23 protein-coding genes are annotated in these 22,510 nt (G+C 72.8%); 8 read left to right on the top strand and 15 right to left on the bottom strand.

Going from position 1 to position 22,510, the window contains the following annotated elements:
- Positions 1-48 precede the first annotated feature (48 nt).
- The gene (locus HNR21_RS21460; protein ID WP_182706610.1) at positions 49-810 is read left to right on the top strand and encodes an SDR family NAD(P)-dependent oxidoreductase; all 762 of its coding nucleotides are present in this window, start codon (positions 49-51) and stop codon (positions 808-810) included.
- Positions 811-876: 66 nt separating this feature from the next.
- Here HNR21_RS21460 and HNR21_RS21455 read toward each other — a convergent pair whose 3' ends face one another.
- From HNR21_RS21455 to HNR21_RS21400, 12 genes are all read right to left on the bottom strand, one after another.
- Complete coding sequence (locus HNR21_RS21455) at positions 877-1,632, bottom strand: enoyl-CoA hydratase/isomerase family protein (protein ID WP_246444942.1); 756 nt, start codon at positions 1,630-1,632, stop codon at positions 877-879.
- A gap of 10 nt (positions 1,633-1,642) precedes the next feature.
- The gene (locus HNR21_RS21450; RefSeq protein ID WP_182706608.1) at positions 1,643-2,731 is read right to left on the bottom strand and encodes an acyl-CoA dehydrogenase family protein; all 1,089 of its coding nucleotides are present in this window, start codon (positions 2,729-2,731) and stop codon (positions 1,643-1,645) included.
- Positions 2,718-3,617, bottom strand: a complete 900-nt coding sequence (locus tag HNR21_RS21445) for an acyl-CoA dehydrogenase family protein (RefSeq protein ID WP_182706607.1) — start codon at positions 3,615-3,617, stop codon at positions 2,718-2,720. The genes HNR21_RS21450 and HNR21_RS21445 overlap by 14 nt, the downstream gene beginning before the upstream one ends.
- The gene (locus HNR21_RS21440) at positions 3,595-5,007 is read right to left on the bottom strand and encodes a class I adenylate-forming enzyme family protein (RefSeq protein WP_182706606.1); all 1,413 of its coding nucleotides are present in this window, start codon (positions 5,005-5,007) and stop codon (positions 3,595-3,597) included. The genes HNR21_RS21445 and HNR21_RS21440 overlap by 23 nt, the downstream gene beginning before the upstream one ends.
- 230 nt (positions 5,008-5,237) lie before the next feature.
- On the bottom strand, positions 5,238-6,290 hold the full coding sequence (locus tag HNR21_RS21435; protein ID WP_182706605.1) for a CaiB/BaiF CoA transferase family protein: 1,053 nt from the start codon (positions 6,288-6,290) through the stop codon (positions 5,238-5,240).
- Entirely contained in the window at positions 6,287-7,243 is a 957-nt protein-coding gene (locus HNR21_RS21430; protein WP_182706604.1) for an LLM class F420-dependent oxidoreductase, read from the bottom strand. Before HNR21_RS21430 ends, HNR21_RS21435 begins: the two co-directional genes overlap by 4 nt.
- A gap of 47 nt (positions 7,244-7,290) precedes the next feature.
- Positions 7,291-7,692, bottom strand: a complete 402-nt coding sequence (locus tag HNR21_RS21425) for a cobalamin B12-binding domain-containing protein (protein WP_182706603.1) — start codon at positions 7,690-7,692, stop codon at positions 7,291-7,293.
- Complete coding sequence (locus HNR21_RS21420; protein ID WP_182706602.1) at positions 7,692-9,269, bottom strand: methylmalonyl-CoA mutase family protein; 1,578 nt, start codon at positions 9,267-9,269, stop codon at positions 7,692-7,694. The genes HNR21_RS21425 and HNR21_RS21420 overlap by 1 nt, the downstream gene beginning before the upstream one ends.
- Complete coding sequence (locus HNR21_RS21415; protein ID WP_182706601.1) at positions 9,266-9,604, bottom strand: EthD domain-containing protein; 339 nt, start codon at positions 9,602-9,604, stop codon at positions 9,266-9,268. Before HNR21_RS21415 ends, HNR21_RS21420 begins: the two co-directional genes overlap by 4 nt.
- A gap of 50 nt (positions 9,605-9,654) precedes the next feature.
- Positions 9,655-11,082: a FadD3 family acyl-CoA ligase gene (locus tag HNR21_RS21410; protein WP_182706600.1), complete on the bottom strand. Its 1,428-nt coding sequence runs from the start codon at positions 11,080-11,082 to the stop codon at positions 9,655-9,657.
- The gene (locus tag HNR21_RS21405; protein ID WP_182706599.1) at positions 11,079-12,260 is read right to left on the bottom strand and encodes an amidohydrolase family protein; all 1,182 of its coding nucleotides are present in this window, start codon (positions 12,258-12,260) and stop codon (positions 11,079-11,081) included. Before HNR21_RS21405 ends, HNR21_RS21410 begins: the two co-directional genes overlap by 4 nt.
- Positions 12,261-12,298: 38 nt before the next feature.
- Positions 12,299-13,834, bottom strand: a complete 1,536-nt coding sequence (locus tag HNR21_RS21400; RefSeq protein ID WP_182706598.1) for an AMP-binding protein — start codon at positions 13,832-13,834, stop codon at positions 12,299-12,301.
- A 68-nt stretch (positions 13,835-13,902) separates the two neighbouring features.
- On the opposite strand from HNR21_RS21400, the gene HNR21_RS21395 reads away from it, so the two are divergent.
- Genes HNR21_RS21395 through HNR21_RS21385 form a run of 3 tightly spaced genes read left to right on the top strand, consistent with a single transcriptional unit; the run spans position 13,903 to position 16,332 of the window.
- Positions 13,903-14,889, top strand: a complete 987-nt coding sequence (locus HNR21_RS21395; protein ID WP_182706597.1) for a ferredoxin--NADP reductase — start codon at positions 13,903-13,905, stop codon at positions 14,887-14,889.
- Positions 14,890-14,924: 35 nt separating this feature from the next.
- Positions 14,925-15,644 (top strand): enoyl-CoA hydratase/isomerase family protein, encoded by a 720-nt coding sequence (locus HNR21_RS21390; RefSeq protein ID WP_182706596.1) that lies wholly within the window; start codon positions 14,925-14,927, stop codon positions 15,642-15,644.
- A complete protein-coding gene (locus tag HNR21_RS21385) occupies positions 15,634-16,332 on the top strand; it encodes an alpha/beta hydrolase fold domain-containing protein (RefSeq protein ID WP_182706595.1) in 699 nt (232 codons plus the stop codon). Before HNR21_RS21390 ends, HNR21_RS21385 begins: the two co-directional genes overlap by 11 nt.
- Before the next feature lie 30 nt (positions 16,333-16,362).
- Here the strand turns inward: HNR21_RS21385 and HNR21_RS21380 are convergent, their stop codons facing one another.
- Positions 16,363-16,932 carry a TetR/AcrR family transcriptional regulator gene (locus HNR21_RS21380; protein WP_182706594.1) on the bottom strand — a complete coding sequence of 190 codons (570 nt, stop codon included), beginning with the start codon at positions 16,930-16,932 and terminating at the stop codon, positions 16,363-16,365.
- Between the two features lie 196 nt (positions 16,933-17,128).
- Between HNR21_RS21380 and HNR21_RS21375 the strand changes: the two genes are divergently transcribed.
- On the top strand, positions 17,129-17,818 hold the full coding sequence (locus HNR21_RS21375; RefSeq protein WP_182706593.1) for an SDR family NAD(P)-dependent oxidoreductase: 690 nt from the start codon (positions 17,129-17,131) through the stop codon (positions 17,816-17,818).
- Positions 17,819-17,883: 65 nt separating this feature from the next.
- On the opposite strand, the gene HNR21_RS21370 is transcribed toward HNR21_RS21375, so the two are convergent.
- A complete protein-coding gene (locus HNR21_RS21370) occupies positions 17,884-19,089 on the bottom strand; it encodes a CaiB/BaiF CoA transferase family protein (RefSeq protein WP_182706592.1) in 1,206 nt (401 codons plus the stop codon).
- The gene (locus HNR21_RS21365; RefSeq protein ID WP_182706591.1) at positions 19,086-20,522 is read right to left on the bottom strand and encodes an aldehyde dehydrogenase family protein; all 1,437 of its coding nucleotides are present in this window, start codon (positions 20,520-20,522) and stop codon (positions 19,086-19,088) included. The genes HNR21_RS21370 and HNR21_RS21365 overlap by 4 nt, the downstream gene beginning before the upstream one ends.
- 387 nt (positions 20,523-20,909) lie before the next feature.
- Here HNR21_RS21365 and HNR21_RS21360 point away from each other — a divergent pair, with 387 nt between their 5' ends.
- Genes HNR21_RS21360 through HNR21_RS21350 form a run of 3 tightly spaced genes read left to right on the top strand, consistent with a single transcriptional unit; the run spans position 20,910 to position 22,497 of the window.
- Positions 20,910-21,269 (top strand): TauD/TfdA family dioxygenase, encoded by a 360-nt coding sequence (locus HNR21_RS21360; RefSeq protein ID WP_182706590.1) that lies wholly within the window; start codon positions 20,910-20,912, stop codon positions 21,267-21,269.
- Positions 21,266-21,973, top strand: coding sequence for an SDR family NAD(P)-dependent oxidoreductase (locus HNR21_RS21355; protein WP_182706589.1), 708 nt, complete (start codon positions 21,266-21,268; stop codon positions 21,971-21,973). The genes HNR21_RS21360 and HNR21_RS21355 overlap by 4 nt, the downstream gene beginning before the upstream one ends.
- On the top strand, positions 21,970-22,497 hold the full coding sequence (locus tag HNR21_RS21350) for a carboxymuconolactone decarboxylase family protein (protein ID WP_220500241.1): 528 nt from the start codon (positions 21,970-21,972) through the stop codon (positions 22,495-22,497). The genes HNR21_RS21355 and HNR21_RS21350 overlap by 4 nt, the downstream gene beginning before the upstream one ends.
- The last annotated feature ends 13 nt before the right edge of the window (positions 22,498-22,510 follow it).

Here is a 22,510-nt window from a genome sequence, read left to right as displayed (position 1 = left end):
TGCTATTCTCTCTCAGCAAGATCCTGGCTCGCAAGAGAGGGAAACTCAATGCAGATCAGTGGGAGCTCCGCGATCGTGGTCGGCGGGACGGGCGGGCTGGGCGAGGCCACGGTCCGCCGGCTGCGCGCGGCGGGGGCCGAGGTCGTGGTCGCCGACGTCAACGACGACAGGGGCAAGGCGCTGGAGGCCGAGCTGGGCGTCCGCTACGTGCGCACCGACGCCACCAGCGAGGACGACGTGCGGGCGGCGCTGGCCGAGGCCGAGGCGGCGGGCCCGCTGCGGATCTCGGTGGACGCCCACGGCGGCCCGGCGAGCGGAGGCCGGCTGATCGGCAGGGACGGCAGCCCGCTGGACCTGGACGGCTTCCGCACCACCATCGAGTACTACCTGACCGCGGTGTTCAACGTGATGCGCCTGGCCGCCGCCGCCATGGCCCGGCAGGAGCCGGCCGGGGAGGGCCGCGGCGTCATCGTCAACACCGCCTCGATCGCCGCCTACGAGGGCCAGGTCGGGCAGCTCCCCTACGCCGCCGCCAAGGGCGGGGTGGTCGGCATGACCCTGGTCGCCGCCCGCGACCTGTCCCCCGTGGGCATCCGGGTGGTCACGATCGCCCCGGGCACCTTCCTGACCCCGGCCTACGGCGCGGCGGGCGACAGGCTGGAGGCCCACTGGGGTCCGCAGGTCCCGCACCCCAGGCGGATGGGCCGGTCCGACGAGTACGCGGCCCTGGTCCAGCACATCTGCGAGAACGACTATCTCAACGGCGAGGTCATCCGTCTGGACGGGGCGCTCCGGTTCCCCCCGAAGTGAGCGCTCGTCCCGGACGGATGAAGGGGCGGGCTCCGGAAGCGTGGAAACCGGGGCCCGCCCCTTCGGCTATGCGCCGCCGGTCAGCCCGGCGATGACCGCGCGGAAGTCCTCGGTCTGGAACGACTGTTCCTCGGCTGTGGTGGCGAAGTCCAGGGTGGCCAGCACCGCGCGTTCCAGATGCATGTTGAGCAGCCGCTTGGTGCTCTCCACCGCCTGGCGCGGCAGCTCGGCGATCTTCTTGGCGCAGGCCAGGGCCTCGGCCAGCGGATCGGCGACCACATGGTTGGCCAGCCCCATCTCCAGGGCCCGCGCCGCCGGGATGCGCGCCCCGGTGAGCGCGTACTCCTTGGCCCAGTGCAGGCTGGTGTGCAGCGGCCAGGTGAGCGGGCCGCCGTCGGCCGCCACCAGCCCGACCTGGACGTGCGGGTCGGCGAGGTAGGCGTTCTCGGCCATGTAGACCACGTCGCTGAGCGCCACCAGGCTGCAGCCCAGCCCCACGGCGGGACCGTTGACGGCGGCGACCACCGGAATCCGGCAGCGCGCCATGCCCAGGACGATGTCCCGGCCGTGCGCGATGGTCCGGGCGCGCAGTTCCGCGTCCTGCCTCAGCTCGTCCAGGTAGGCGAAGTCGCCGCCCGCCGAGAACGCCCTGCCGCCGCCGGTGAGCACGGCGGCGCGGGCGCCGCGGTCCTCGCTCAGCCGCGGCCACAGCCGCGCCAGCCCGGTGTGCAGGTCGTGGTTGACGGCGTTGAGCGCGTCGGGCCGGTTCAGGGTGATGATCCGCAGCGGGCCGTCCGCGCGGACCCGGATCTCCTCCGGCATGTCGTACACGTCAGGCTCCCAATCCGAGGATCCGCGAGGCGATGATGTTCTTCTGGATCTGCGAGGTGCCGCCCATGACGCTCTGCGCGCGGCTGTAGAGGTAGGCGCCGAGCAGTTCGGGGTCGCGGGTGCCGCCCATGGCCAGCGCCGCGTGGCCCACGTCCTGCTCCACCCAGGTCATCAGCAGCTTGTCCAGCGAGCCCTGGGGGCCGTGCGAGACCCCGTCGAGCTGCTCCGACAGCCGCCGCCGGACGTGCAGCCGGAGCATCTCGGCCTGCACCGCCGCCCAGGCCAGCTCGGCGGGCGGGGCGCCCTCGACCCGGGCGGCCAGGGTGCGGACCAGCTTGCCGTACCGGGCGGTGAAGCCCAGCGTGGACGGCTCCCGCTCGTGCCCGACCACCGTCATCGCCAGCTTCCAGCCCTCGCCCGGCGCGCCCACCATCTGGTCGGCGGGCACCCGCGCGCCGTCGAAGAGCACCTGGCCGAACTCGGTGGTCACCCCGTTGATCATCTTCAGCGGGCGCTGCTCGACGCCGGGCTGGTGCATCGAGACGACGAACGCCGAGATGCCCTTGTGGCGGGGCGCGTCGGGGTCGGTGCGGGCCAGCAGCAGGCACCAGTCGGCGACGTCGCTATAGCTGGTCCAGATCTTGTGGCCGTGCACGACGTACTCGTCGCCGTCCCGGGTGGCGGTGGTGGTCAGCGAGGCCAGGTCCGATCCGGCGCCGGGCTCGCTGAACCCCTGGCACCAGCGTTCGGTGCCGTTGATCATCCCGGGCAGGAAGCGCCGCCGCAGCTCCTCGCTGCCGTGCCGGCCCAGCCCCTGGACCAGGTAGCCCAGGCTCGGCCGGGGCGGGGCGCCGGCCCGCGCCAGCTCCTCGTCGAGGATCACGTCGTAGACCGGCGGCAGTTCGTGACCGCCGTACTCGCGGGGCCACGACAGGCCGAAGAACCCGGCCGCGTACAGCGCCCGGTGCCATTCGCCCTGCCGCCGCCAGTAGTCGTCCCCCGAGGTCGGGAACGTCCCGGCCCGCTCGGACAGCCAGGCCCGCAGGCGCTCCCGGAAGGCCGCCTCCTCGGGCGAGTCACGAAAGTCCAAGGTCGATCTCCTCCAGGCGGACGGGGAACAGGTCGGTGGACGCCAGCACCCGGCGCAGGTAGACGTGGGCCAGGCACTCCCAGGTGTTGCCGACGCCGCCGTGCACCTGGACGGACGTCTCGCAGACGGTCCGCGCGGCGCGGGCGCAGTAGAGCTTGGCGACGCGGGCGGCGTGGACCGCCTCGGCCGGGGTCAGCTCGTCGACCGCCCAGGCGGCGTGCCGCAGCACGCTCACCGAGCCCTCGATCAGGGCCAGGCCCTCGGCGAGCATGTGCGCCACGGCCTGGTAGGAGCCGATCGGATTGCCGTACTGCCTGCGGACCTTGGCGTACTCGCAGGCCAGGCGGTGCGCGCCGCGGGCGGCCCCGAGCAGGTCGGCGCAGGTGACGACCAGCGCCAGCGCCCGCCACCGCTCGGCCTGCCCGGCGGTGACCTCGCCGACCGGTTCGAGCGGGCCGAGGACCTGGGCGTTCCGGCGGGTCAGGTCGACGCCGGGGACGACGGACCCGACCCGGCCCGCCATGATCCGGCGGCCGGCGAGGGCGAGGACCCGCTCGACGCCCCGGGCGTCGGCCGCCTCGGCGTCCACCGCGATCGTCCACAGGTCGCCGTCGGCGTCCGGGTGCAGGTCGTCGGCGAGCACGGGGCCGGTGAACGGGACGTCGACCAGCCCGCGCGCGAACTCCTCGGCGACGAGGGCGACCTCCACCCCGGACGCCCCGTCCGAGCGCAGGGTCCGCCAGCCGGTCGCGGCGACCGCCTTCTCCAGCCGGGCGACGCGGTCGGCGTCGTCCAGGTCGAGGACGGAGCCGGGGCCCAGCTCGCCGGCCAGCCGGGCGGCGGCGTCGCGCAGCTCCCGCTGCTCAGTGGTCAGACGCGCGTCCATGGCGCTCCTTCAGCACTCGGCGCAGCACCTTGCCGGAGGGCAGGCGCGGGATCTCGGGCACGAGCACCACCCGGCTCGGCCGCTTGTAGGAGGCCAGCCGCTCGCCGACCAGCGCGACCAGCTCGCCGGGATCGACCTCGCGGGCGGCTTGGACGGCGGCGACCACGGCCTCCCCGTCCGCCTCGTCGGGGACCCCGAACACCGCGCAGTCGGCGACGGCCGGGTGGCCGTGCAGCACCGCCTCCACCTCGGCGGGCGCGACCTGGAACCCGCGGACCTTGATCATCTCCTTGGAGCGGTCGGTGAGCCGCACCCAGCCGTCGGCGTCGACGTGGCCCACGTCTCCGGTGCGGTACCAGCCGTCGTCGAACGCCTCCGCGGTCGCCTCCGCCGGCAGGTAGCCGGCCATCAGCGACGGCGACCGCGCCTGGATCTCGCCGGTCTCCCCGGGTCCGACCGGCTCCCCGGTCTCCAGCGACACCACCCGCAGCTCCACCCCGGGAACGGGGCGTCCCGCGCTGTCCAGCCGCGCCCCCTCGAGCGGGTTGCAGGCGATGACGGGCAGCTCGCTGGCCCCGTAGGCGGGCACCCAGCCGACCCCGGTGCGCCGGGTGACGGTCTCGGCGACGCTCGCGGTCACCGGCGTCGCGCCCCACATGATGTAGCGCAGCGACGACAGGTCGTAGGACTCCAGCTTCGGGTGGGAGGCCATCGCCAGCGCGATCGGCGCGACCGCCATCTCGACGGTGATCCGGTCGGTCTCGATGTGGTGCAGCATCCGGTCCAGGTCGAACCGGCGGTGCAGCCGCATCCAGGCCCCCGTCTCCAGCGCGGTGACGATGTTGAGCAGGCCGAGGATGTGCGAGGGCGGCGTGGTGATCTGGATGCGGTCCCCGCCGGTCAGCCCCAGCGCGTCCCGCCAGTGCGCGACGGCGGCCCCGAACGAGGCGTGCGTGTGCCGGACGGCCTTGGGCATCCCGGTGGTGCCGGAGCTGAACACCAGCACGGCGTCGGCGGCCGGGTCGGGGTCAGGGAACCCGGGGGCCGGCGCGTCCGACGGCTCGATGGGCTCGTCCAGGTGCAGCATCGGCATCAGCTCGGCCAGCACCGGGTGGTCGCCCACGGCGTGCGAGGGCTCGGTGACGGCCAGGGCGTGCTCGGCCTCGGCGCGCTTCCACGCCGGGCTGAGCAGCACGACCGCCGCGCCCAGCCGCCAGATCGCCCGTACCGCCACCACGAACTCGGGCCGGTTGGACGACATCAGCGCCACCCGCCGCCCGGCCCGCACCCCGCGCCGCGCCAGCGTCTCGGCCAGCCCGCCGGCCAGCGCCTCCAGCCGCGCCGCGGTGTACTCCCGATCCTCGAAGACGAGCGCGATCGGCTCGCTCATCGTTCCTCCCCTCCGGCAACAGCGGCGGCACTGAGCAAGATTGCTCTTGCCGCTTGAAGAGAATAGCATTCTCAGCCAGTCGGCGGCAGATCACCGCCCGCCGGCGGGCGGAGCGCGGGGGGACGCCGTAACGCCCTCGAACGGCAGCGGACGGCGAGGGCCGCCGCGCAGGTCGCGGCGGCCCTCGCCGTGCCGTCCGGACCGATTCCCGGACACGCGCGGAAGGCCCGCTAGCTCGGGTCCGACAGGCCGCCGTGCTCGCCCAGGCGCGGCGGCCTGCGGTATTCGGGCTCGAACCCGGCCACCCGGATCGGGCTGCCCACCAGCCGGAAGTCACCGGCCGTGACCACCATCTCCGGGGTGGCCTCCAGCGCCTCCGGCAGGGTCCGCACGGCCGCCGCCGGCACGCCCAGCGGGCGCAGCCGGGCCTCCCAGCCCCTGGCGGTGTCGGCGGCCAGGGCGCGGGTGACGACGGCCAGGACCTCGTCCCGCTTGGCGGCGCGTTCGGCCATCGTCGGGTAGCCCTCGACGCCCGCCTCGGCGCAGAAGGACTTCCAGAAGCCGTCGTGCGTGATGAACAGCGCCAGATAGCCCTCGGCCGTCGGGAAGAGCTGGGCCGGGACGTAGTAGGAGTGCGCCCCGAACGGCAGCCGCCGCGGCTCGGTCCCCTCGTTGAGGTAGGCCGATGCCTTGTAGTTGAGCTGGGACAGCATCACGTCCCGCAGCGACACCTCCACCTGGCCGCCGCGCCCGGAGACGATCTGGGCGAGCAGACCGAGCGCGGCGGCCATCCCGGCGGAGTTGTCGGCCGAGGAGTACCCCGGCAGGGTCGGCGGGCCGTCAGGGTCGCCGGTGAGCGCGGCAACCCCGGTCGCGGCCTGCACCACATAGTCGAACGCCGGATCGTCGCCCGCCGACAGGCCGTAGCCGGTGAGCGCGACGCACACGATCCGCTCGTTCCACCGGCGCAGGGCGTCGTAGGTCAGGCCGTACCGGTGGATGGCGGACGGCTTCATGTTCACCAGCAGCGCGTGCGACTCGGCGACCAGCTCGCCGAGGCGGGTGCGGCCCGCCTCGGTGGTCAGGTCCAGGCGGACGCTGCGCTTGTTGCGGTTGATGCTGGCGAAGTAGGCGTCGCTCACCTGCCGGGACAGGTCCCCGCTCGGCGGCTCGATCTTGGTGACCTCGGCGCCGAGGTCGGCCAGCAGCATCGTGGCGTAGGGGCCGGCGAGGATGTGGCCGACCTCCAGGATCCGCACGCCCGCCAGCGGTCCGGGGCTCACCGCAGCTCCGCGGCCAGCCCGGCGATCACCTCGCGGGTGCGGCGCTTGGAGGCCACCAGTTCCTCCCGGGTCTCCCCGATCGGCAGCAGCCGCACCGACAGGTCGGTGACCCCGGCGTCGGCGAACCGCCGGAACCGCTCCAGAATCGCCTTCTCGTCGCCCGCCGCGCACAGGTCGCCGATGTCCCTGGCGTCGCCGTACTCCAGCAGCCGCTGGTAGTTGGGCGAGATCTCGGCCTCGCCGAGGATCCGGTTGGCGCGCTCGCGGGCCGCGTCCACCTCCGACGGCTTGCACAGGCAGACCGGGATGCCCGCGACGACGCGCGGGGCGGGCCGGCCGGCCTCCCCTGCCGCCTTGGTGATGCGCGGCACGACGTGCTCGGCGACCGCGCGCTCGTCGGCCATCCACAGCACCGTGCCGTCCGCCCGTTCCCCGGCGATCTTGAGCATCACCGGGCCGAGCGCGGCCAGCAGCACCGGCATCGGCGCCACCGGGCCCAGGCCGAGCGGGTTGTGCACGGTGAACGTCTCGTTCTCCACGTCCACCTCGCCCGGCCCGCGCAGCGCCGCGTCCAGCACGTCCAGGTAGTCGCGGGTGAACGCGGCGGGCCGCTCGTACGGCAGGCCGAGCATGTCCCGCACGATCCAGTGGTGCGACGGCCCCAGGCCCAGCGCCAGCCGCCCGCCGGCGGCGGCGTGCGCGGACAGCGCCTGCCGCGCCAGCGCGATCGGGTGCTGCGGCTGCAGCGGCACCACCGCGGTCCCCAGCTCGATCCGCTCGGTGGCGGCGCCCATCAGCGCCACCGCCACCAGCGCGTCGAAGTCGGTGGGGATCTGCGGCACCCACACGCTGTCGAACCCCGCGCCCTCGGCCCACCGCACGTCGTCGATCATCCGTGCGACCTTGCGCGCGGTGTCCCCGCGCTCCGGCCCGACCATCACACCGACCCGCACAGTCCCTCCAGTCCTCGAAGATTCAGATCGCTCGCCGGGCGCGCCGGTCACGGCGGGGCGGGGGCCACGGTCAGGGCGTGGACCCCGGCCACGATGTCGTCCAGGGGCGTGCCGGTCGGGAACACCGCGGCGGCGCCCGCGTCCCGCAGGCGGGGCACGTCGGCCGCCGGGATGGTGCCGCCGACGACGACGGCGATGTCGTCGGCGCCGGCCGCCCGCAGCGCCTCGACGGTGCGGGCGGTCAGCGCGACATGGGCGCCGGACAGGATGCTCAGGCCGACGACGGCCACGTCCTCCTGCAGGGCGACCGCCACGATGTCGGCGACCTTCTGGCGGATGCCGGTGAAGATCACCTCGAACCCCGCGTCGCGGAGCGCGCGGGCGACGATCTTGGCGCCGCGGTCGTGGCCGTCCAGGCCGGGCTTGGCGACGAGGACTCGCGTGGGCATCAGAACACCACCGGCTGCCGGAACTCGCCCCAGACCGCCTTGAGCGCGGCGACCATCTCGCCGACCGTGCAGTACGCATTGGCGCAGTCGATCAGGGGACCCATCAGGTTGTCGGTGCCCTCGGCGGCCCGGGACAGGGCGGCCAGGCGGGCCTTGACCTCGGCGTTGTCGCGTTCGGCCTTGACCCGGGCGAGCCGCTTGAGCTGCCGGTCGCGGCCACCCGCGTCCAGCTCGTAGGTCGCGATGTCGGGCGGCGGCTCGTCGGAGACGAACCGGTTGACCCCCACGACCGGGCGCTCCCCGGACTCGATCCCCTTGTGCAGCCGGTACGCCTCGTCGGCGATCAGGCCCTGCAGGTAGCCGTCCTCGATGGCGCGGACCATGCCGCCGTGCCGGTCGAGGTCGTCCATGATCTCGACGATCCTGGCCTCGGTGGCGTCGGTGAGCGCCTCGACGAAGTAGGAGCCGCCGAGCGGGTCGGCCACCCGGGTGACGCCGGTCTCGTAGGCCAGGATCTGCTGGGTGCGCAGCGCCAGCGTCGCCGACTCCTCGCTGGGCAGGGCGAACGGCTCGTCCCAGGCGGCGGTGAACATCGACTGCACGCCGCCCAGCACCGAGGCCAGCGCCTCGTAGGCCACCCGCACCAGGTTGTTGCGGGCCTGCGGGGCGTACAGGGACGCGCCGCCCGCCACGCAGCCGAAGCGGAACATCGACGCCTTGTCGGTGGTCGCCCCGTAGCGTTCGCGGACGATCGTCGCCCAGCGCCGCCGCCCAGCCCGGTACTTGGCGATCTCCTCGAAGAAGTCGCCGTGCGTGTAGAAGAAGAACGAGATCTGCGGCGCGAACTGGTCGATGGTCATCCGGCCGCGTTCGATCACGGTGTCGCAGTAGGCGACCCCGTCGGCGAGGGTGAACGCCATCTCCTGCACGGCGGTCGCGCCGGCGTCCCGGAAGTGCGCCCCGGCCACCGAGATCGCGTTGAACTTCGGCACCTCGGCCGCGCAGAACTCGATGGTGTCGGCGATCAGCCGCAGCGACGGCTCCGGCGGCCAGATCCAGGTGCCGCGGGAGGCGTACTCCTTGAGGATGTCGTTCTGGATCGTGCCGGTGAGCCTGGCCCGCGGGACGCCCTTGCGCTCGGCGGCGGCCACGTAGAACGCCAGCAGGATCGCCGCGGTCCCGTTGATGGTGAAGCTGGTGCTGATCTTGTCCAGCGGGATGCCCTCGAACAGGATCTCGGCGTCGGCGAGGGTGTCGACCGCGACGCCGACCCGGCCGACCTCCTCGCCCACCTCCGGGTCGTCGGAGTCGTAGCCGCACTGGGTGGGCAGGTCGAGCGCCACCGACAGCCCGGTGCCGCCCTGCTCCAGCAGGTAGCGGTAGCGGCGGTTGGACTCCTCGGCGGTGCCGAACCCGGAGTACTGCCGGAACGTCCACAGCCGGCCCCGGTAGCCCTGGGCGTAGTTGCCGCGGGTGAACGGGAACTCCCCCGGCGCGGGCGGCTCGGCCCGCCGGTCGGCCGGCCCGTAGACCGGCTGGAGCGGGATGCCCGACGAGGTCTGCACGGAGTCGCTCATCGCCGCCCGGCGCCTTCCGGGTCGTGGGACGTCACCAGTTCCAGCAGCCGCATCTCCGGCGGCGGGTCCAGCAGCACGCAGTCCGACAGGGTGAGCCGGCCCTCCCGCATGGCCCCGATCAGCCCGGCGATGACCTCCTCCAGGTCGTCGCCCTCGATCTCGTACAGCGCCACGTAGGGGCCGTCGTCCTGCACGGGGGCGAAGCGCCGGGCGCTGACGAACCCCGGCAGGGAGCACACCTCGGGCAGGTGCACCTCTTCGTACCAGGCGTTGAACTCGGCCTCCCGTTCCGGCGACTTCGGGCGGCTGGCGACGTAATAGACTCCCCGCGCCATGGCGGTCACTCCTTAGCTGCGATGCGGGTGGATGCGGGCGGTGGACGCCGTCAGCGCAGGCGGTCCTTCATGACCTTGCCGGTGGCGTTGAGCGGCAGCTCGTCGAGGAACTCCACGTACCGGGGCACCTTGTAGCCGGCCATCCGGTCGCGGGCCCAGGCGATCAGCTCCTCGGCGGTCACCGGGCCGGCGGGCACCACGAAGGCCTTGCCGACCTCGCCGAGCCGCTCGTCCGGGACGCCGATCACCGCGACCTGGCCGACCGCCGGATGCTCCAGCAGGAAGTTCTCGATCTCGGCCGGGTAGGCGTTGAAGCCGCCCACGATGAACATGTCCTTCTTGCGCCCGACGATCCTCAGCCGGCCCCGGTCGTCCATGGTCCCCAGGTCGCCGGTGTGCAGCCAGCCGTCCGCGTCGATCGCCTCGGCGGTGGCCTCCGGGTCGTCCAGGTAGCCCTGCATGACGCTGTAGCCGCGGATCAGCACCTCGCCGTCGTCGGCGATGCGGACCTCGACGCCGTCGCACGGGGTGCCGACGGTCGTGGCGATGTCCTCGAACGAGTCGCCGGGCCGCGAGGCGGTGGCGGTCCCCGCCTCGGTCAGGCCGTAGCCGGTCATGATCGTCTCGAACGGCAGCTCCTGCCTGATCCGGCGGATCAGCTCGACCGGGATGTCGGCGGCGCCGGTGACGGCGGCGCGCAGCGAGGAGACGTCCCGGTCGGTCCTCGCCGCCAGCAGCGAGTGGTAGAGCGTGGGCGGCCCCGGCAGCATCGTGACCTTCTCGCGTTCCACCAGCTCCAGCACGCGGTCCAGCTCGAAGACCGGCACCGGGATCACGGTGGCGCCGCGGATCATCGAGGCGACCAGGCCCGCCTTGTACCCGAACGTGTGGAAGAAGGGGTTGACGATCAGGTAGCGGTCGCCCTCGCGCAGGTCGGCCAGGTCGCACCATTCGGCGTACAGCCGGAGCGTCTGCAGGTGGTTCATCATGACGCCCTTGGGCCGCCCGGTCGTGCCGGAGGTGAACAGGATGTCGGCGATGTCCTCGCCGCCGACCTTCCGCTCCAGCGGCGACCCGCTGGCCAGGAAGTCCGACCTGAGGTCGATCACCGGAACGCCCGGCGGGGCGGTGTACTCCTGGCCGAGGAACCCCTGCTGGACGAGCACGGCCTTGGCGCGGCTGCGGACGATGACGTCCGCGGCCTCCTCCGCCTTCCAGCGCGTGTTGACCGGGACGAGCACCCCGCCGGCGGTCAGCAGCCCGAACGCCGCGATCATCCACTCGGCGGAGTTGGGCGCCCAGATCGCCACCCGGTCGCCCCGCTCCACCCCGGCCTCGGCGAAGGCGCCGGCTGCGGTGCGGACCCGGTCGGCCAGCCCGGCGAAGGTGAGCCGCAGCGGGCCGTCGACGACCGCCTCGGCGTCGCCGAAGCGGTCCGCCGCGCTCAGCACCATCTGCGGGATGGTCTCCCAGCTCATACCGACATCAGCCGGGCCAGGTTGCCGCCCATGACCTTGGCCTGGTCGGCCTCGCTCATGCCGGTCCTGGCCAGCTCGTCGATGTAGGTCACCGGGTCGGCCAGGCCCTCGGGGTGCGGGTAGTCCGAGCCGAACAGCACGTTGTCGGCGCCGAGCAGCTCGGCCAGGTCCGCCATGTTCTCCTCCCAGAACGGGCTGACGTGGACGTTGCGCCGCATGACCTCGACCGGGTGCTCCTGGAACTCGTTCGGCATCTTCTTGTAGACGCCCGACAGGGTCTCCATCAGCGGCCCCACCCAGGACATGCCGTTCTCGATGACCGCGACCTTCAGCCCGGGGAAGCGGCTCAGCATGCCGTGGCAGACCATCGAGGTCACCGCGTCCTCGATCGGCCGCCACTCCTGGGCCGACCGGAAGGCGCTCGGCTTGAAGGGCAGCATCTCGCTCTGCGGCTCCCAGTCGTTGGCGTACCGGCTGTAGCCGCTGTCGGAGGAGTGCAGCCCGACCACGATGCCGAGTTCCTCCACGCGCTTCCAGAACGGGTCGAACTCCGGCAGCGCGAAGGAGCGCGGGCCGCGGAACCCGGGCACCGGCGCGGGGCGGACCAGGATCGCCCTGGCCCCGCGCTCGACGCACCAGTTCAGCTCCTCGACCGCCTTCTCCACGATGGGCAGGCTGATCACCGGGGTGGTGAAGATGCGGTCCTTGTAGTTGAACGACCAGACCTCGAACAGCCACTGGTTGAGCGCGTGCACGACCGCGTGGATGAGCTCGGGGTCGTCGCGCATCCGCTCCTCGACGAGGCTGGCCAGGGTCGGGAACATCAGCGTCCGCTGGATGCCCTGCTGGTCCATCAGCTCCAGGCGGGGCGCCGGCTCGCGGAAGGCGGGGATCGACCTCATCGGCTCGCCGAAGATCTCCCGGCGGCTCTTGCCCTCGGGGTTGCCCACCCGGAAGTACTCCTCCATCGCCCCGGGACGGGCGACCACCTCGAAGGTGGGGTTGGGGATGTACTCGCTGATCTGGCCCCGCACCGCGATCTTGGTCCGGCCGCGCACCTGCACGTACTCGATCGCGCCGTCGTACTGCTCGGGCAGGCGCTTGGTCAGCGCCTCCTGGGTCTCGTACAGGTGGTTGTCCGCGTCGAACAGCGGAAACGGCAGCTCGCGTGACGGCATGAGATCCTCCCTTGCTGATTGAGAGAATACTATTCTCACTATCTGCCAGTCGCAATGTCCCTACGGAGAACGAACTTTTGGATCTTGCCGCTGGCCGTGCGCGGGAAGTCGTCCACGACGTGCAGCTCCTCCGGCCACTTCTGCCGGGCCAGCCCCGCCCGCTCCAGGTGCGCGCGCATCCCGTCGAGGGAGGGGGCCGGGCCTCCGGGCCGCAGCCGCAGGACCGCCGCGGCGTGCTCGCCCAGCCGGGCGTCGGGGGCGGCCACCACCGCGACCTCGGCGACGCCGGGCATGCCGAGGAGCACCTCCTCGACCTCGGCCGCGCCGATGTTCTCGCCGCCGCGGATGATGATGTCGGACTTGCGGTCGGTGATCGTCAGGTAGCCGTCCTCGTCCAGCACCCCGATGTCGCCGGTGCGGTACCAGCCCTCGTCGTCGAAGGCCCGCTCGGTCAGCGCCGGGTCGGTGTAGCCCAGGCACAGGTCCGGGCCCCGGCTGAGGATCTCGCCGTCCTCGGCCAGCCGGATCTCCACCCCGGGCAGGGCGTTCCCGTCGGTGTAGAGCCGCTTGGCCTCGGGCGCGGTGTGCCGGGAGCCGGTGATCGAGGGATGCTCGGTGCTGCCGTACGAGCGGAACGCGGTGATCCCCAGCCCGGCCAGCCGGGTCGTCACCGCCGCCGGCACCGCCGCCCCGCCCAGGCCGGCGTACTTCATGTGCTCCAGATGGCCGGGGGTGAAGTCGGGATGGTCGAGCAGGCTGGTCATGTAGTACGTCGCGCCGCCCCCGACGGTCAGGCCGTCGCTCTTCATCAGCGCCAGCGCCCGACCCGGGTCCCACACGTCGGCGAGGTTGACCGGCGTGCCGTCCAGCACCGGGATCAGGAACGCGTTGACCATGCCGATGAAGTGGCCCACGGGGGCCGCGGTGAGCTGGTGGCCGCGGTCGGCCGGGTAGAGCCCGGCGAGCTGGCGGGTCTCGAAGCCGAGCGTCTGGTGGCTGTGGATCACGCCCTTGGGGTCGCGGGTCGTCCCGGAGGTGAACGCGATCAGCGCCGGCCCGGCCGGGTCGGCCGCCACGACGCCGGGCATGGGCTCGTCGGCGAGCAGGTCGTCGAAGTCGCGGCCCACCAGCCCGACGATCGGCACGTCCTGGTAGAGGTCGGGCTGGTGCTCCATCCGCCCGAACCGCTCGGCGGTGACGAAGACGCGCGGCCTGATCGCGTCGATGATGTAGCCGACCTCCTTGCGCCCGTAGAAGTGCACGATCGGCACCACGGTCGCCCCGAGGAACGCCGAGGCCCAGAACACCGCGGCGGCCTCCATCCAGTTGGGCAACTGGAGCGCGACCACGTCCCCGGGACCGACGCCGCGCTCGCGCAGCCCGGCGGCGAGCCGGCGGGCGACCCGCTCGACGTCGCGGAAGGTCCCGGACCACGGCCGCACGGCCGAGTGCACCCGGAACCCGGTCTCGGGGGCCGCCCGCAGCCCCCGGGCCAGCAGGTCCCCGAGGGTGTCCCGGGTCCACCAGCCCTCCGCCTCGTACCGCTCGGCCAGCTCGGCGGGGATCGTTCGCATGGTGAGGCCTTTCGCTCCGAACGGGATGGTAATTGCATTCTCTCAAGATGAGAAGATAGATTCCATACATGGCGCGAGACCACGGCTTCCATCCGGTCCGGATCAAGCGGGTGATCCAGGAGACCCCCGACGCGCGCACGTTCGTGCTCGACGCGCCGTTCTCCTACCGGGCCGGCCAGTTCCTGACGCTGCGGATCTGCGGGACCCTGCGCAGCTACTCCCTGTCGAGCTCGCCGGACGCCGACGACGAGCCGGCGACGACGGTCAAGCGGGTGCCCGGCGGCCTGGTGTCGAACTGGATGCACGACCATCTCGGGCCCGGCGACGTGGTCGAGAGCACGCTGCCCGCCGGGGTGTTCTGCCTGCGCGAGAGCGACGCTCCGCTGGTGGCGTTCTGCGGGGGCAGCGGCATCACCCCGATCATGTCGCTGGTCAAGAGCGCGCTGGCCACCACCGGGCGGCGGGTCCGGGTGCTGGCCGCCGACCGCGACGCCGACTCGGTGATCTTCGCGTCCGCGCTCGCCGAGCTGGCCGGGCGGCACCCCGGCCGCTTCGAGATCCGCCATCATCTGGACGCCGAGCAGGGCCTGGTCACCGAGGCCGAGGTGCGCGCGTTCGCCGGCGGCGACCTGGACGCCGACTTCTACCTCTGCGGCCCGGCGCCGTTCATGGACCTGGTCGAACGCGTCCTGCTCGATCTCGGCGTCGCCCCGGAGCGGATCCTGGTCGAACGGTTCGAGCAGGCCGCGGCCGACGACGAGCCCGCCGGCGAGGAGACCGGCGGCACGGTCACCATCGTGCTGAACGGCAGGCGGCACACCGTCCCCCAGCACTCCGGCGAGTCCCTGCTGGAGAGCGCCCGCCGGGCCGGTCTGGCCCCGCCGTTCTCCTGCGAGGCCGGCAACTGCGCCACCTGCATCGCCCAGGTCACCGAGGGCGAGGCCAAGATGCGCGTGAACAACGCCCTGGACGAGGACGAGGTCGCCGACGGCTGGGTGCTGACCTGCCAGGGCGAGCCGGTGACCCCCCACCTCACCGTCGTCTACGACGACTGAACCGCAAGCGAGCACCTCCCGGATCGGAGACCCCCATGGTGGATCTGGAGCTGGACCAGGGTCTGGCGATCATCACCATCAACCGCCCGCAGGCCCGCAACGCCATCGCGCCGTCCACCATGGACGAGCTGGACGAGGCGCTCGACAAGGCCGCCGAGGCCCGGGCGCTGGTCGTCACCGGCGCGGGCGACCGGGCGTTCGTCTCGGGCGGCGACCTCAAGGAGCTGGCCCGGATCAGGACCGAGGACGAGGCGCTGGCGATGGCGCTGCGGATGCGCGGCGTCTGCGACCGGATCGCCGCCTTCCCCGGCCCGGTGATCGCCGCGCTGAACGGCCACGCCCTGGGCGGCGGGGCCGAGGTCGCGGTGGCCGCCGACATCCGGGTGGCCGCCGACGACGTCAGGATCGGCTTCAACCAGACCGCGCTGGCGATCATGCCCGCCTGGGGCGGCGCGGAACGGCTGGCCGCCCTGGTCGGCCGGGGACGGGCGCTGCTGCTGGCGGGCGCCGGGACGGTGCTCACCGCGGACGAGGCGCTGCGCGTCGGCCTGGTGGACCAGGTGCTGCCGCGGGACCGCTTCGAGGAGGGCTGGCGTTCCCTGGCCCGGTCGCTGGCCACCGTCCCGGCCGGCGAGATCAAGCGCGTGATGTCGGGCGGCCTGTCCGCGCAGGAGGCCGCACGGGCCTTCGCCCGCCTGTGGGTGGCGGACGAGCACTGGGAGGCGGCGGAAAGGGTGATGAATCGTGGCAGGTGACGTCCGGGTCGAGACCGGCATCACGGGCGTGGTCGTGCGCCCTCCGGAGCCCTCCGGCAAGGTCGTGCTCTACCTGCACGGCGACCGGTACCTGTCCGGCTCCCCGGAGCCGGCGCTGGAGTCCGCCGAGCGGCTGGCCGCGGGGACGGGCGCGACCGTCGTCTGCCCCCGCTACCGGGCGGCGTTCCCCGACGCGCTGGAGGACGTCGTCGCCGCCTACGAGCGGAGCCGGCCGCTGGGATCGGTCATGGTGGCCGGCAACCGGGGCGGGGCCGGGCTCGCCGCCGCCCTGCTGGTCCGGCTGCGCGACGAGGGCGCCGAGCAGCCCGCCTGCGCGGTGCTGGTCTCACCGCTGCTCGACCTGACCCTGCAGGCGCCCAGCCTGCTGCTCAACGCGGCCGCCGATCCCACGTTCGACCTGGACGAGCTGCGGCGGCGCGTGGTGAGCTACGCCGCGGGCACCGAGCCCACCGACCCGCTGCTCAGTCCGCTGTTCGCCAACCTGCACGGGCTGCCCCCGATCCACGTGCTGGCGGCCGGCTCGGACCCCCTGCTGGACGACTCGCTGGCGTTCGCCGCCCGCGCCGCCCGCTCCGGCGTGACGGTGGACCTGCGGATCCGGCCGGACGCGGCCGCCCTGCGCCCGGAGGTCGCCACGGCCATCGCCGCCTTCGTCGCGGCTCCCTGAGCGCGCTCCCGCCTTCGGGCGGGGAGGCGGTCAGGGGGCCGCGGGCCCCAGCAATATGGCCCACACCTCCCGCATGACCTCGGGATGGTCGACCTGCTCGCGGTCCAGCAGCCACTGCTGCTGCAGGCCGTCGAGCAGCGCCAGCAGGGCCACCGCCGCGGCCTGCGTGGTCAGGCCGCTCGGCAGCCGGTCGCCGTACCGCTCGGTGAGCAGCCGGGCGATGTGCTCCCGCACCGCCCGCTGGTGGTCGCGGAAGTGCTCCCGGGCGGGGTGGCCCTCGGTGAGGCTCTCGGCCATCAGGATCGTGTGGATCCTGGCCAGGGCCGGATGCTCCCGGTCGAAGGCGACGACCTCGGCGATCTGGGTCGGCCAGTCCTTCTCGACGATGTGGTCGGCCACCAGGTGCTCGCGGCTGAGCTCCTCCCGGCGCTCCAGCAGCGCGATGAGGAGCTTCTTCTTGCTGGGGAAGTAGTGCAGCAGCCCCTGCCGGGTCAGGCCCACCCGCTCGGCGATCTGGTCCAGGGAGGCCCCCCGGTATCCGTGCTCGGCGAACAGGTCCATGGCGGCGTCGAGGATCTCCTCGCGTCGGGTCGTGCCCATCGGACCTCTTCCCTGCGGCTTCCGCGGTCGTGTCGACGAATTCCGCTCCTCACCCTACCTACATGTAGGTAGGTCGTGTAATCCTGGTCACAGCCAAGGGAGCGCTCGACCCCACCCCGGTGAGCGACGTTCCCACCCCTGAGCAGCACCGACGCAAGCCCTGGCTGGGCGGCCCTGGCGGGAAGGACGGCATGCCATGACCGATGTGGCGATCATCACGGGTGCGGCCGGCGGCATCGGAGCGGCGACCGCGCGGCGGCTCGCCGCGACGGGGACCCGCTGCGTCCTGGTGGACAGCGACCCCCTGGTGGAGAAGGTCGCCGTGGACGTCGACGGGTTCGCCGTGGTCGGCGACCCGAGCGACCCCGACCTGTCCACCAAGGCCGTCGCCTATGCGGGCGACGGGCTGGACGCCCTCGTGCTCAACGCCGGGATCGGCTGCGCCGGCTGGGACCCGGCCATGCTGGACCTGCGCGGCTACCGGTCGGCGGTGGGGCTGACCCAGCACGCCGTCGTGTACGGGCTGCGCGCCGCGATCCCGGTGATGCGCCGGCGCGGCGGAGGGTCCATCGTGGTCACCGCGTCGTTCGCCGGGCCGGTCAGCGACCGGCACGACCCGCTGTCCATGATGACGGCCTACGCGGTCGCCGGGCTGGTCCGGGCGTTCGCCCGCCCGCTGGCCCGCGAGGGCATCCGGCTGAGCCTGGTCTGTCCGGGCCGGGACGAGGAGATCGGCGACGACGGGGTCCTGGGGAACGTCCTGCCGAGCGCCGACGAGATGGCCGCCGTGGTCGAGGACGCGCTGCGCGCCGCCGACCCCGGCGCCCGGCTGGTGGTCCGGCCCGGCATGGCGCCGGTCCCGCTCGCCCCGGTGCCGCTGCACTGAGACGCCGAACGCCCCGCCGGCCGGCGGCGGGGCGTTCCTGTGCGGTTCCGGCACTGCCGTACCGGTCAGGTGACGGCTCCCGCCGTCTTGAGCGCGATGATGCGGTCCCAGTCCAGGCCGAGCTCCATCAGGATCTCCTCGGTCTGGGCGGCGAACTCCGGCGCCGGCCGCAGCTCGGGGGCGGTGACGTCGAACTGCACCGGGTTGGCGACCAGTTCCAGCTCCCCGGCCCGGACCAGGTACTCGTTCGCCCGGACCTGCGGGTCCTCCCCCACCTGCAGGGAGTCCTGCACCGGGGCCCACGGCCCGGCCAGGGTGGCGAAGCGCTCGGTCCACTCCGCCAGGGTGCGGGTGGCCAGGACCTCCCGCAGGATCTCGACGGCCTGGTCGGTGTTGGCCGCGATCTGCTCGGCGGTGGCGAAGCGCGGGTCGTCGGCCAGCTCGGGGCGGTCGATGTGACGGCACACGTCGGCCCAGTACTTGCCGGGCTGCAGCATGACGAACGCCAGGTAGCGGCCGTCGGCGGTGGCGTACAGGCCGGACAGCGGGTTGGTCGGCGCGCCGTGGACGCCCGGCGGGGCCGCCACCAGCGGCCGGCCCATGTGCAGCGACAGCGCGATCCCGTGGCCCATGGCCCACACGCCGCTGCCGAGCAGCGAGACGTCCACGACCGACGGCTCGCCGGTGCGTTCGCGCCGGAACAGCGCCGCCGCGATGCCGCCGGCCAGGTTGGTGCCGGAGATGGTGTCCCCGTAGGCCGGTCCGGGCGGGCTGACCATCCCCTCCGTCCCGGGCGGGGTGAGGCTGGCGGCGGTGGCGCCCCGGGCCCAGAAGGCCGTCATGTCGTAGCCGCCCCGCTCGGCCTCCTGCCCGCGCGGGCCGAGCGCGCTGCCCCGGGCGTAGACGATCTTCGGGTTGACCTCGCGGATGTGCTCCACGTCGATCCCGAACTTGCGCCTGGCCTGCGGCAGGAAGCTGGTCAGGAACACGTCGGCGCGCCTGGCCAGCTCGTAGAGCACCTCCCGGCCCTCCGGCCTGGACATGTCCAGGCCGATGCTGCGCTTGCCGCGGTTGGCGTGCTCGACGTTGGGGTTGGGGTCGCCCTCCACCTTCATGCTGCCGATCTGCCGCAGCCCGCGCTGCGGGTCGCCGTTGACCGCGTGCTCGACCTTGATCACCTCCGCGCCCCAGTCGGCGAGCACCGCGCCCGCCGACGGGACGAAGCCGTACATGGCGACCTCGAGGACGCGGACCCCTTCCAGGGGCTTCATGCGACCACCTTCGCGTAGGTCTTGAGCTCCAGGAACTCCTCGAACCCCGCGACGCCCTTCTCCCGGCCGACGCCCGACTGCTTGTAGCCGCCGAAGGGCGCCTCGTTGGCGAAGTAGTTGCCGCCGTTGATGCTCATCGTGCCGGTGCGGATCCGCCGGGCCACCGCCAGAGCCCGTTCCTCGTCGGCGCTGCACACCCCGCCGGACAGGCCGTAGATCGAGTTGTTGGCGATGCGCACGGCGTCGTCGTCGTCCTCGAAGGGGATGACGGCCAGCACGGGCCCGAAGACCTCCTCCTGGGCGATCTCGCTGTCGGGGTCGACGTCGGCCAGCAGGGTGGGGGCGTAGAAGAAGCCCGGGTCGATCTTCTTACCGCCCATCACCAGCGTCGCGCCCGCCGCCACGGCGCGCTGGACCATGCCGTCCACCTTGTCGCGCTGGCGCTCGCTGATCAGCGGCCCCATGAAGTTCTTGGGGTCGGTGGGGTCGCCGTAGGTCACCTTCTCCATGACGGCGGCGACGTACCGGACGGCCTCGTCGTGGCGGTGCCGGGGCACCAGCAGCCGGGTGTTGATCGCGCAGCCCTGCCCGGCGTGCGAGCAGACGGCGAAGCCCGCGAACGGGGCGGCGGCGGTGAAGTCGGCGTCGTCGAGCAGGATCAGCGCGGACTTGCCGCCGAGCTCCAGGAACACCCGCTTGATCGTGTCGCCGGCCGCCGCCATGATCCGGCGGCCGGTGGCGGTGGAGCCGGTGAAGGTGACCACGTCCACCTCCGGGTGGGTGGTGAGCACCTCGCCCACCGCCACCTCGGAGGAGGTCAGCACGTTGACCACGCCGGCCGGGATGTCGGTGTGCTCGGCGATCAGCTCGCCCAGGGCCAGCGTGATCAGCGGCGTGTCCGGGGCGCCCTTGAGCACGACCGTGCAGCCTGCGGCCAGCGCGGGGGCCATCTTGGCCAGCGCGAGCTGGGTCGGGTAGTTGTACGGGATGATCGCGGCGACGACCCCCGCGGCCTCCTTCTCCACCCAGCGGCGATGGATCTGGCCCCGGATCTCGGCGTCGCCGATCTCCTCGGTCAGCGGATAGGTCCGCAGCAGGTCGGCGTAGTAGCGGACCTGCTCGATGGGCTCGTCCAGCTGGGGGCCGTGCGTGTTGATGCGGGTCGCGCCGACCTCGGCCATCGTCAGCTCGCGCAGTTCCTCGCGGTGCTCGACCAGCGCCCGGTGGAGCTGGTCGAGACAGCGGATGCGGAACTCGACGTCGGTCGACCAGCTCGTGGTGTCGAACGCCCGGCGGGCGGCCTCGACGGCGGCCGCGGCCTGGGCGGTCGTGGCGTCCGGGGCCTGGTCGAGCACCTCGCCGGTCGCGGGGTTGAGGGAGGCGAACGTCCGTTCGGCCTCGACGAGCTTTCCATCAATCAGCAGGCGCTTCACAGCCGCACCACTTCCATCGTCGGCATCTGGTCCTCGGCGCCGGTGACCCGGCCGGTCGGGGCCGGCCGGCCGGCGGGCCTGGCCGGAGGAGGGACGGGCACCGCCGGCGCCCCGGGTCGCGTCCTGTTTCCTCCAGATGATTGGAAACTACATTCTCGTAAATCGGGAATCAACCACCCACAAGAGAGAACGCGGAGCATGGGGGCCTGCCGCACAGACACCCGGCCGGACGTTCGGCAGACGCAGGGTGCCAAGTCGGCCGAGGCGCCGGCCGGCGGGCACAGCATCCCAGGTCCACACCCTCCCGGCCGGCTACCGGAGCGATGCCGGGACTTTCGGCCACCAGGCGGCGAGAGTATGGTTCTCATATCCGGAAGGGAGATTTTCATGATGGAGACGGTGGCCCTGAGCCCCCATCCGGGAGCGGAGGTCAGGGGCCTGCGGCCCGAGGACCTGCTCGACGATGCGGTGGTCGCCCGGTGCCTGGAGGCGCTCAAGTGGCGCGGAGTGCCGCTCGTCCACGGACTGCACCTGGACGACGAGGCACAGCCGGCGTTCAGCCGCAGGCTGGACGAACTGCAGGACTGGGCCACCCGGGAGCGGTTCCGCTACGCCCACGACTGGACGGTCGGCGACGTGGTGATCTGGGACAACACCGGCATGCCGCACCGGGCGCTGCCGTACGAGGAGACCTCGGAGCGGACCCTGCACCGCACCACCGTCAAGGGCGGGGAGGCGTGGTCGTGAGGAACGCCGTCGTCACCGGCGGCGCCTCGGGCATCGGCCGGGCCATCGCGCAGCGGCTGAGCGCCGACGGCCACAACGTCGCCGTCCTCGACCTCAATCCCCCCTCCGGCGACGAGCTGGCCTTCAAGGCCGACGTGACCGACCGCGGCCAGGTGGACGAGGCGCTGGCCGCCGCCAGGGAGCGGCTGGGCCCGATCACCATCCTGGTCAACGCGGCCGGGCTGGACGGCTTCAAGCGCTTCACCGACCTGTCGTTCGACGCCTGGCAGCGGGTGATCGACGTCAACCTCAACGGCGTCTTCCACTGCGTCCAGGCGGCGCTCCCCGACATGCTCGAGGCGGGCTGGGGCCGGATCGTCAACATCTCCTCCTCCAGCGCGCACTCGGGCCAGCCGTTCATGACGCACTACGTGTCGGCCAAGTCGGCGGTCAACGGGCTCACCAAGGCCCTGGCACTGGAGCTGGGCCCCAGGGGCATCACCGTCAACGCGGTGCCGCCCGGCTTCATCGACACCCCGATGCTGCGCAAGGCCGAGGAACGCGGGCTGCTCGGCGGCACGGTCGAGGAGCACATCGCGCGGACCCCGGTGCGCCGGATCGGCCGGCCCGAGGACCTCGCCGCGACCTGCTCGTTCCTGGTGTCCGAAGAGGCCGGTTACATCACCGGGCAGATCATCGGCGTGAACGGGGGGCGGAACACGTGACCCGGCTGCCCCCGGTCCCCTACGAGGAGTGGGACTTCGAGGCCCTGTCGGTCATCATGCCGCCCGGGCGCAGGCCCCCGCCCTCCAACGTGCTGGGCATGCTCGCCCACCATCCGAAGCTCGCCAAGGCGTTCCTGAGGTACAACAACCACCTGCTGTTCCGGTCCAGCCTGCCCGCCAGGGACAAGGAGCTGGCGATCCTGCGGGTGGCCTGGCGGCGGCGCTGCAGGTACGAGTGGGCCCGGCACGTGCCCGCCGCCCGCGAGGCCGGGGTCACCGAGGAGGAGATCGCCGGGGTGCGCGCCGGCGCGGGCACGCTGATCAACCGGGCCGTGGACGAGCTGGACGCGGGCCGCCCGCTGTCGGAGCAGACCTACGCCGAGCTGGCGGAGGTCTATGACACGCGCCAGCTCATGGACCTGGTCTTCACCGTCGGCACCTACGGCCTGCTGGCCACGGCCTGCAACACCTTCGGGGTGGAACTCGATCCGGGACTTCCCGACGAGAACTTCGATAGCGCTTGATGAGAATGCTATT

Origin of the sequence: Thermomonospora cellulosilytica (genome assembly GCF_014138835.1) — a bacterium.
Classification (GTDB): Bacteria; Actinomycetota; Actinomycetes; order Streptosporangiales; family Streptosporangiaceae; genus Thermomonospora; species Thermomonospora amylolytica.
This window is presented reverse-complemented; position numbering and strand designations above follow the sequence as displayed.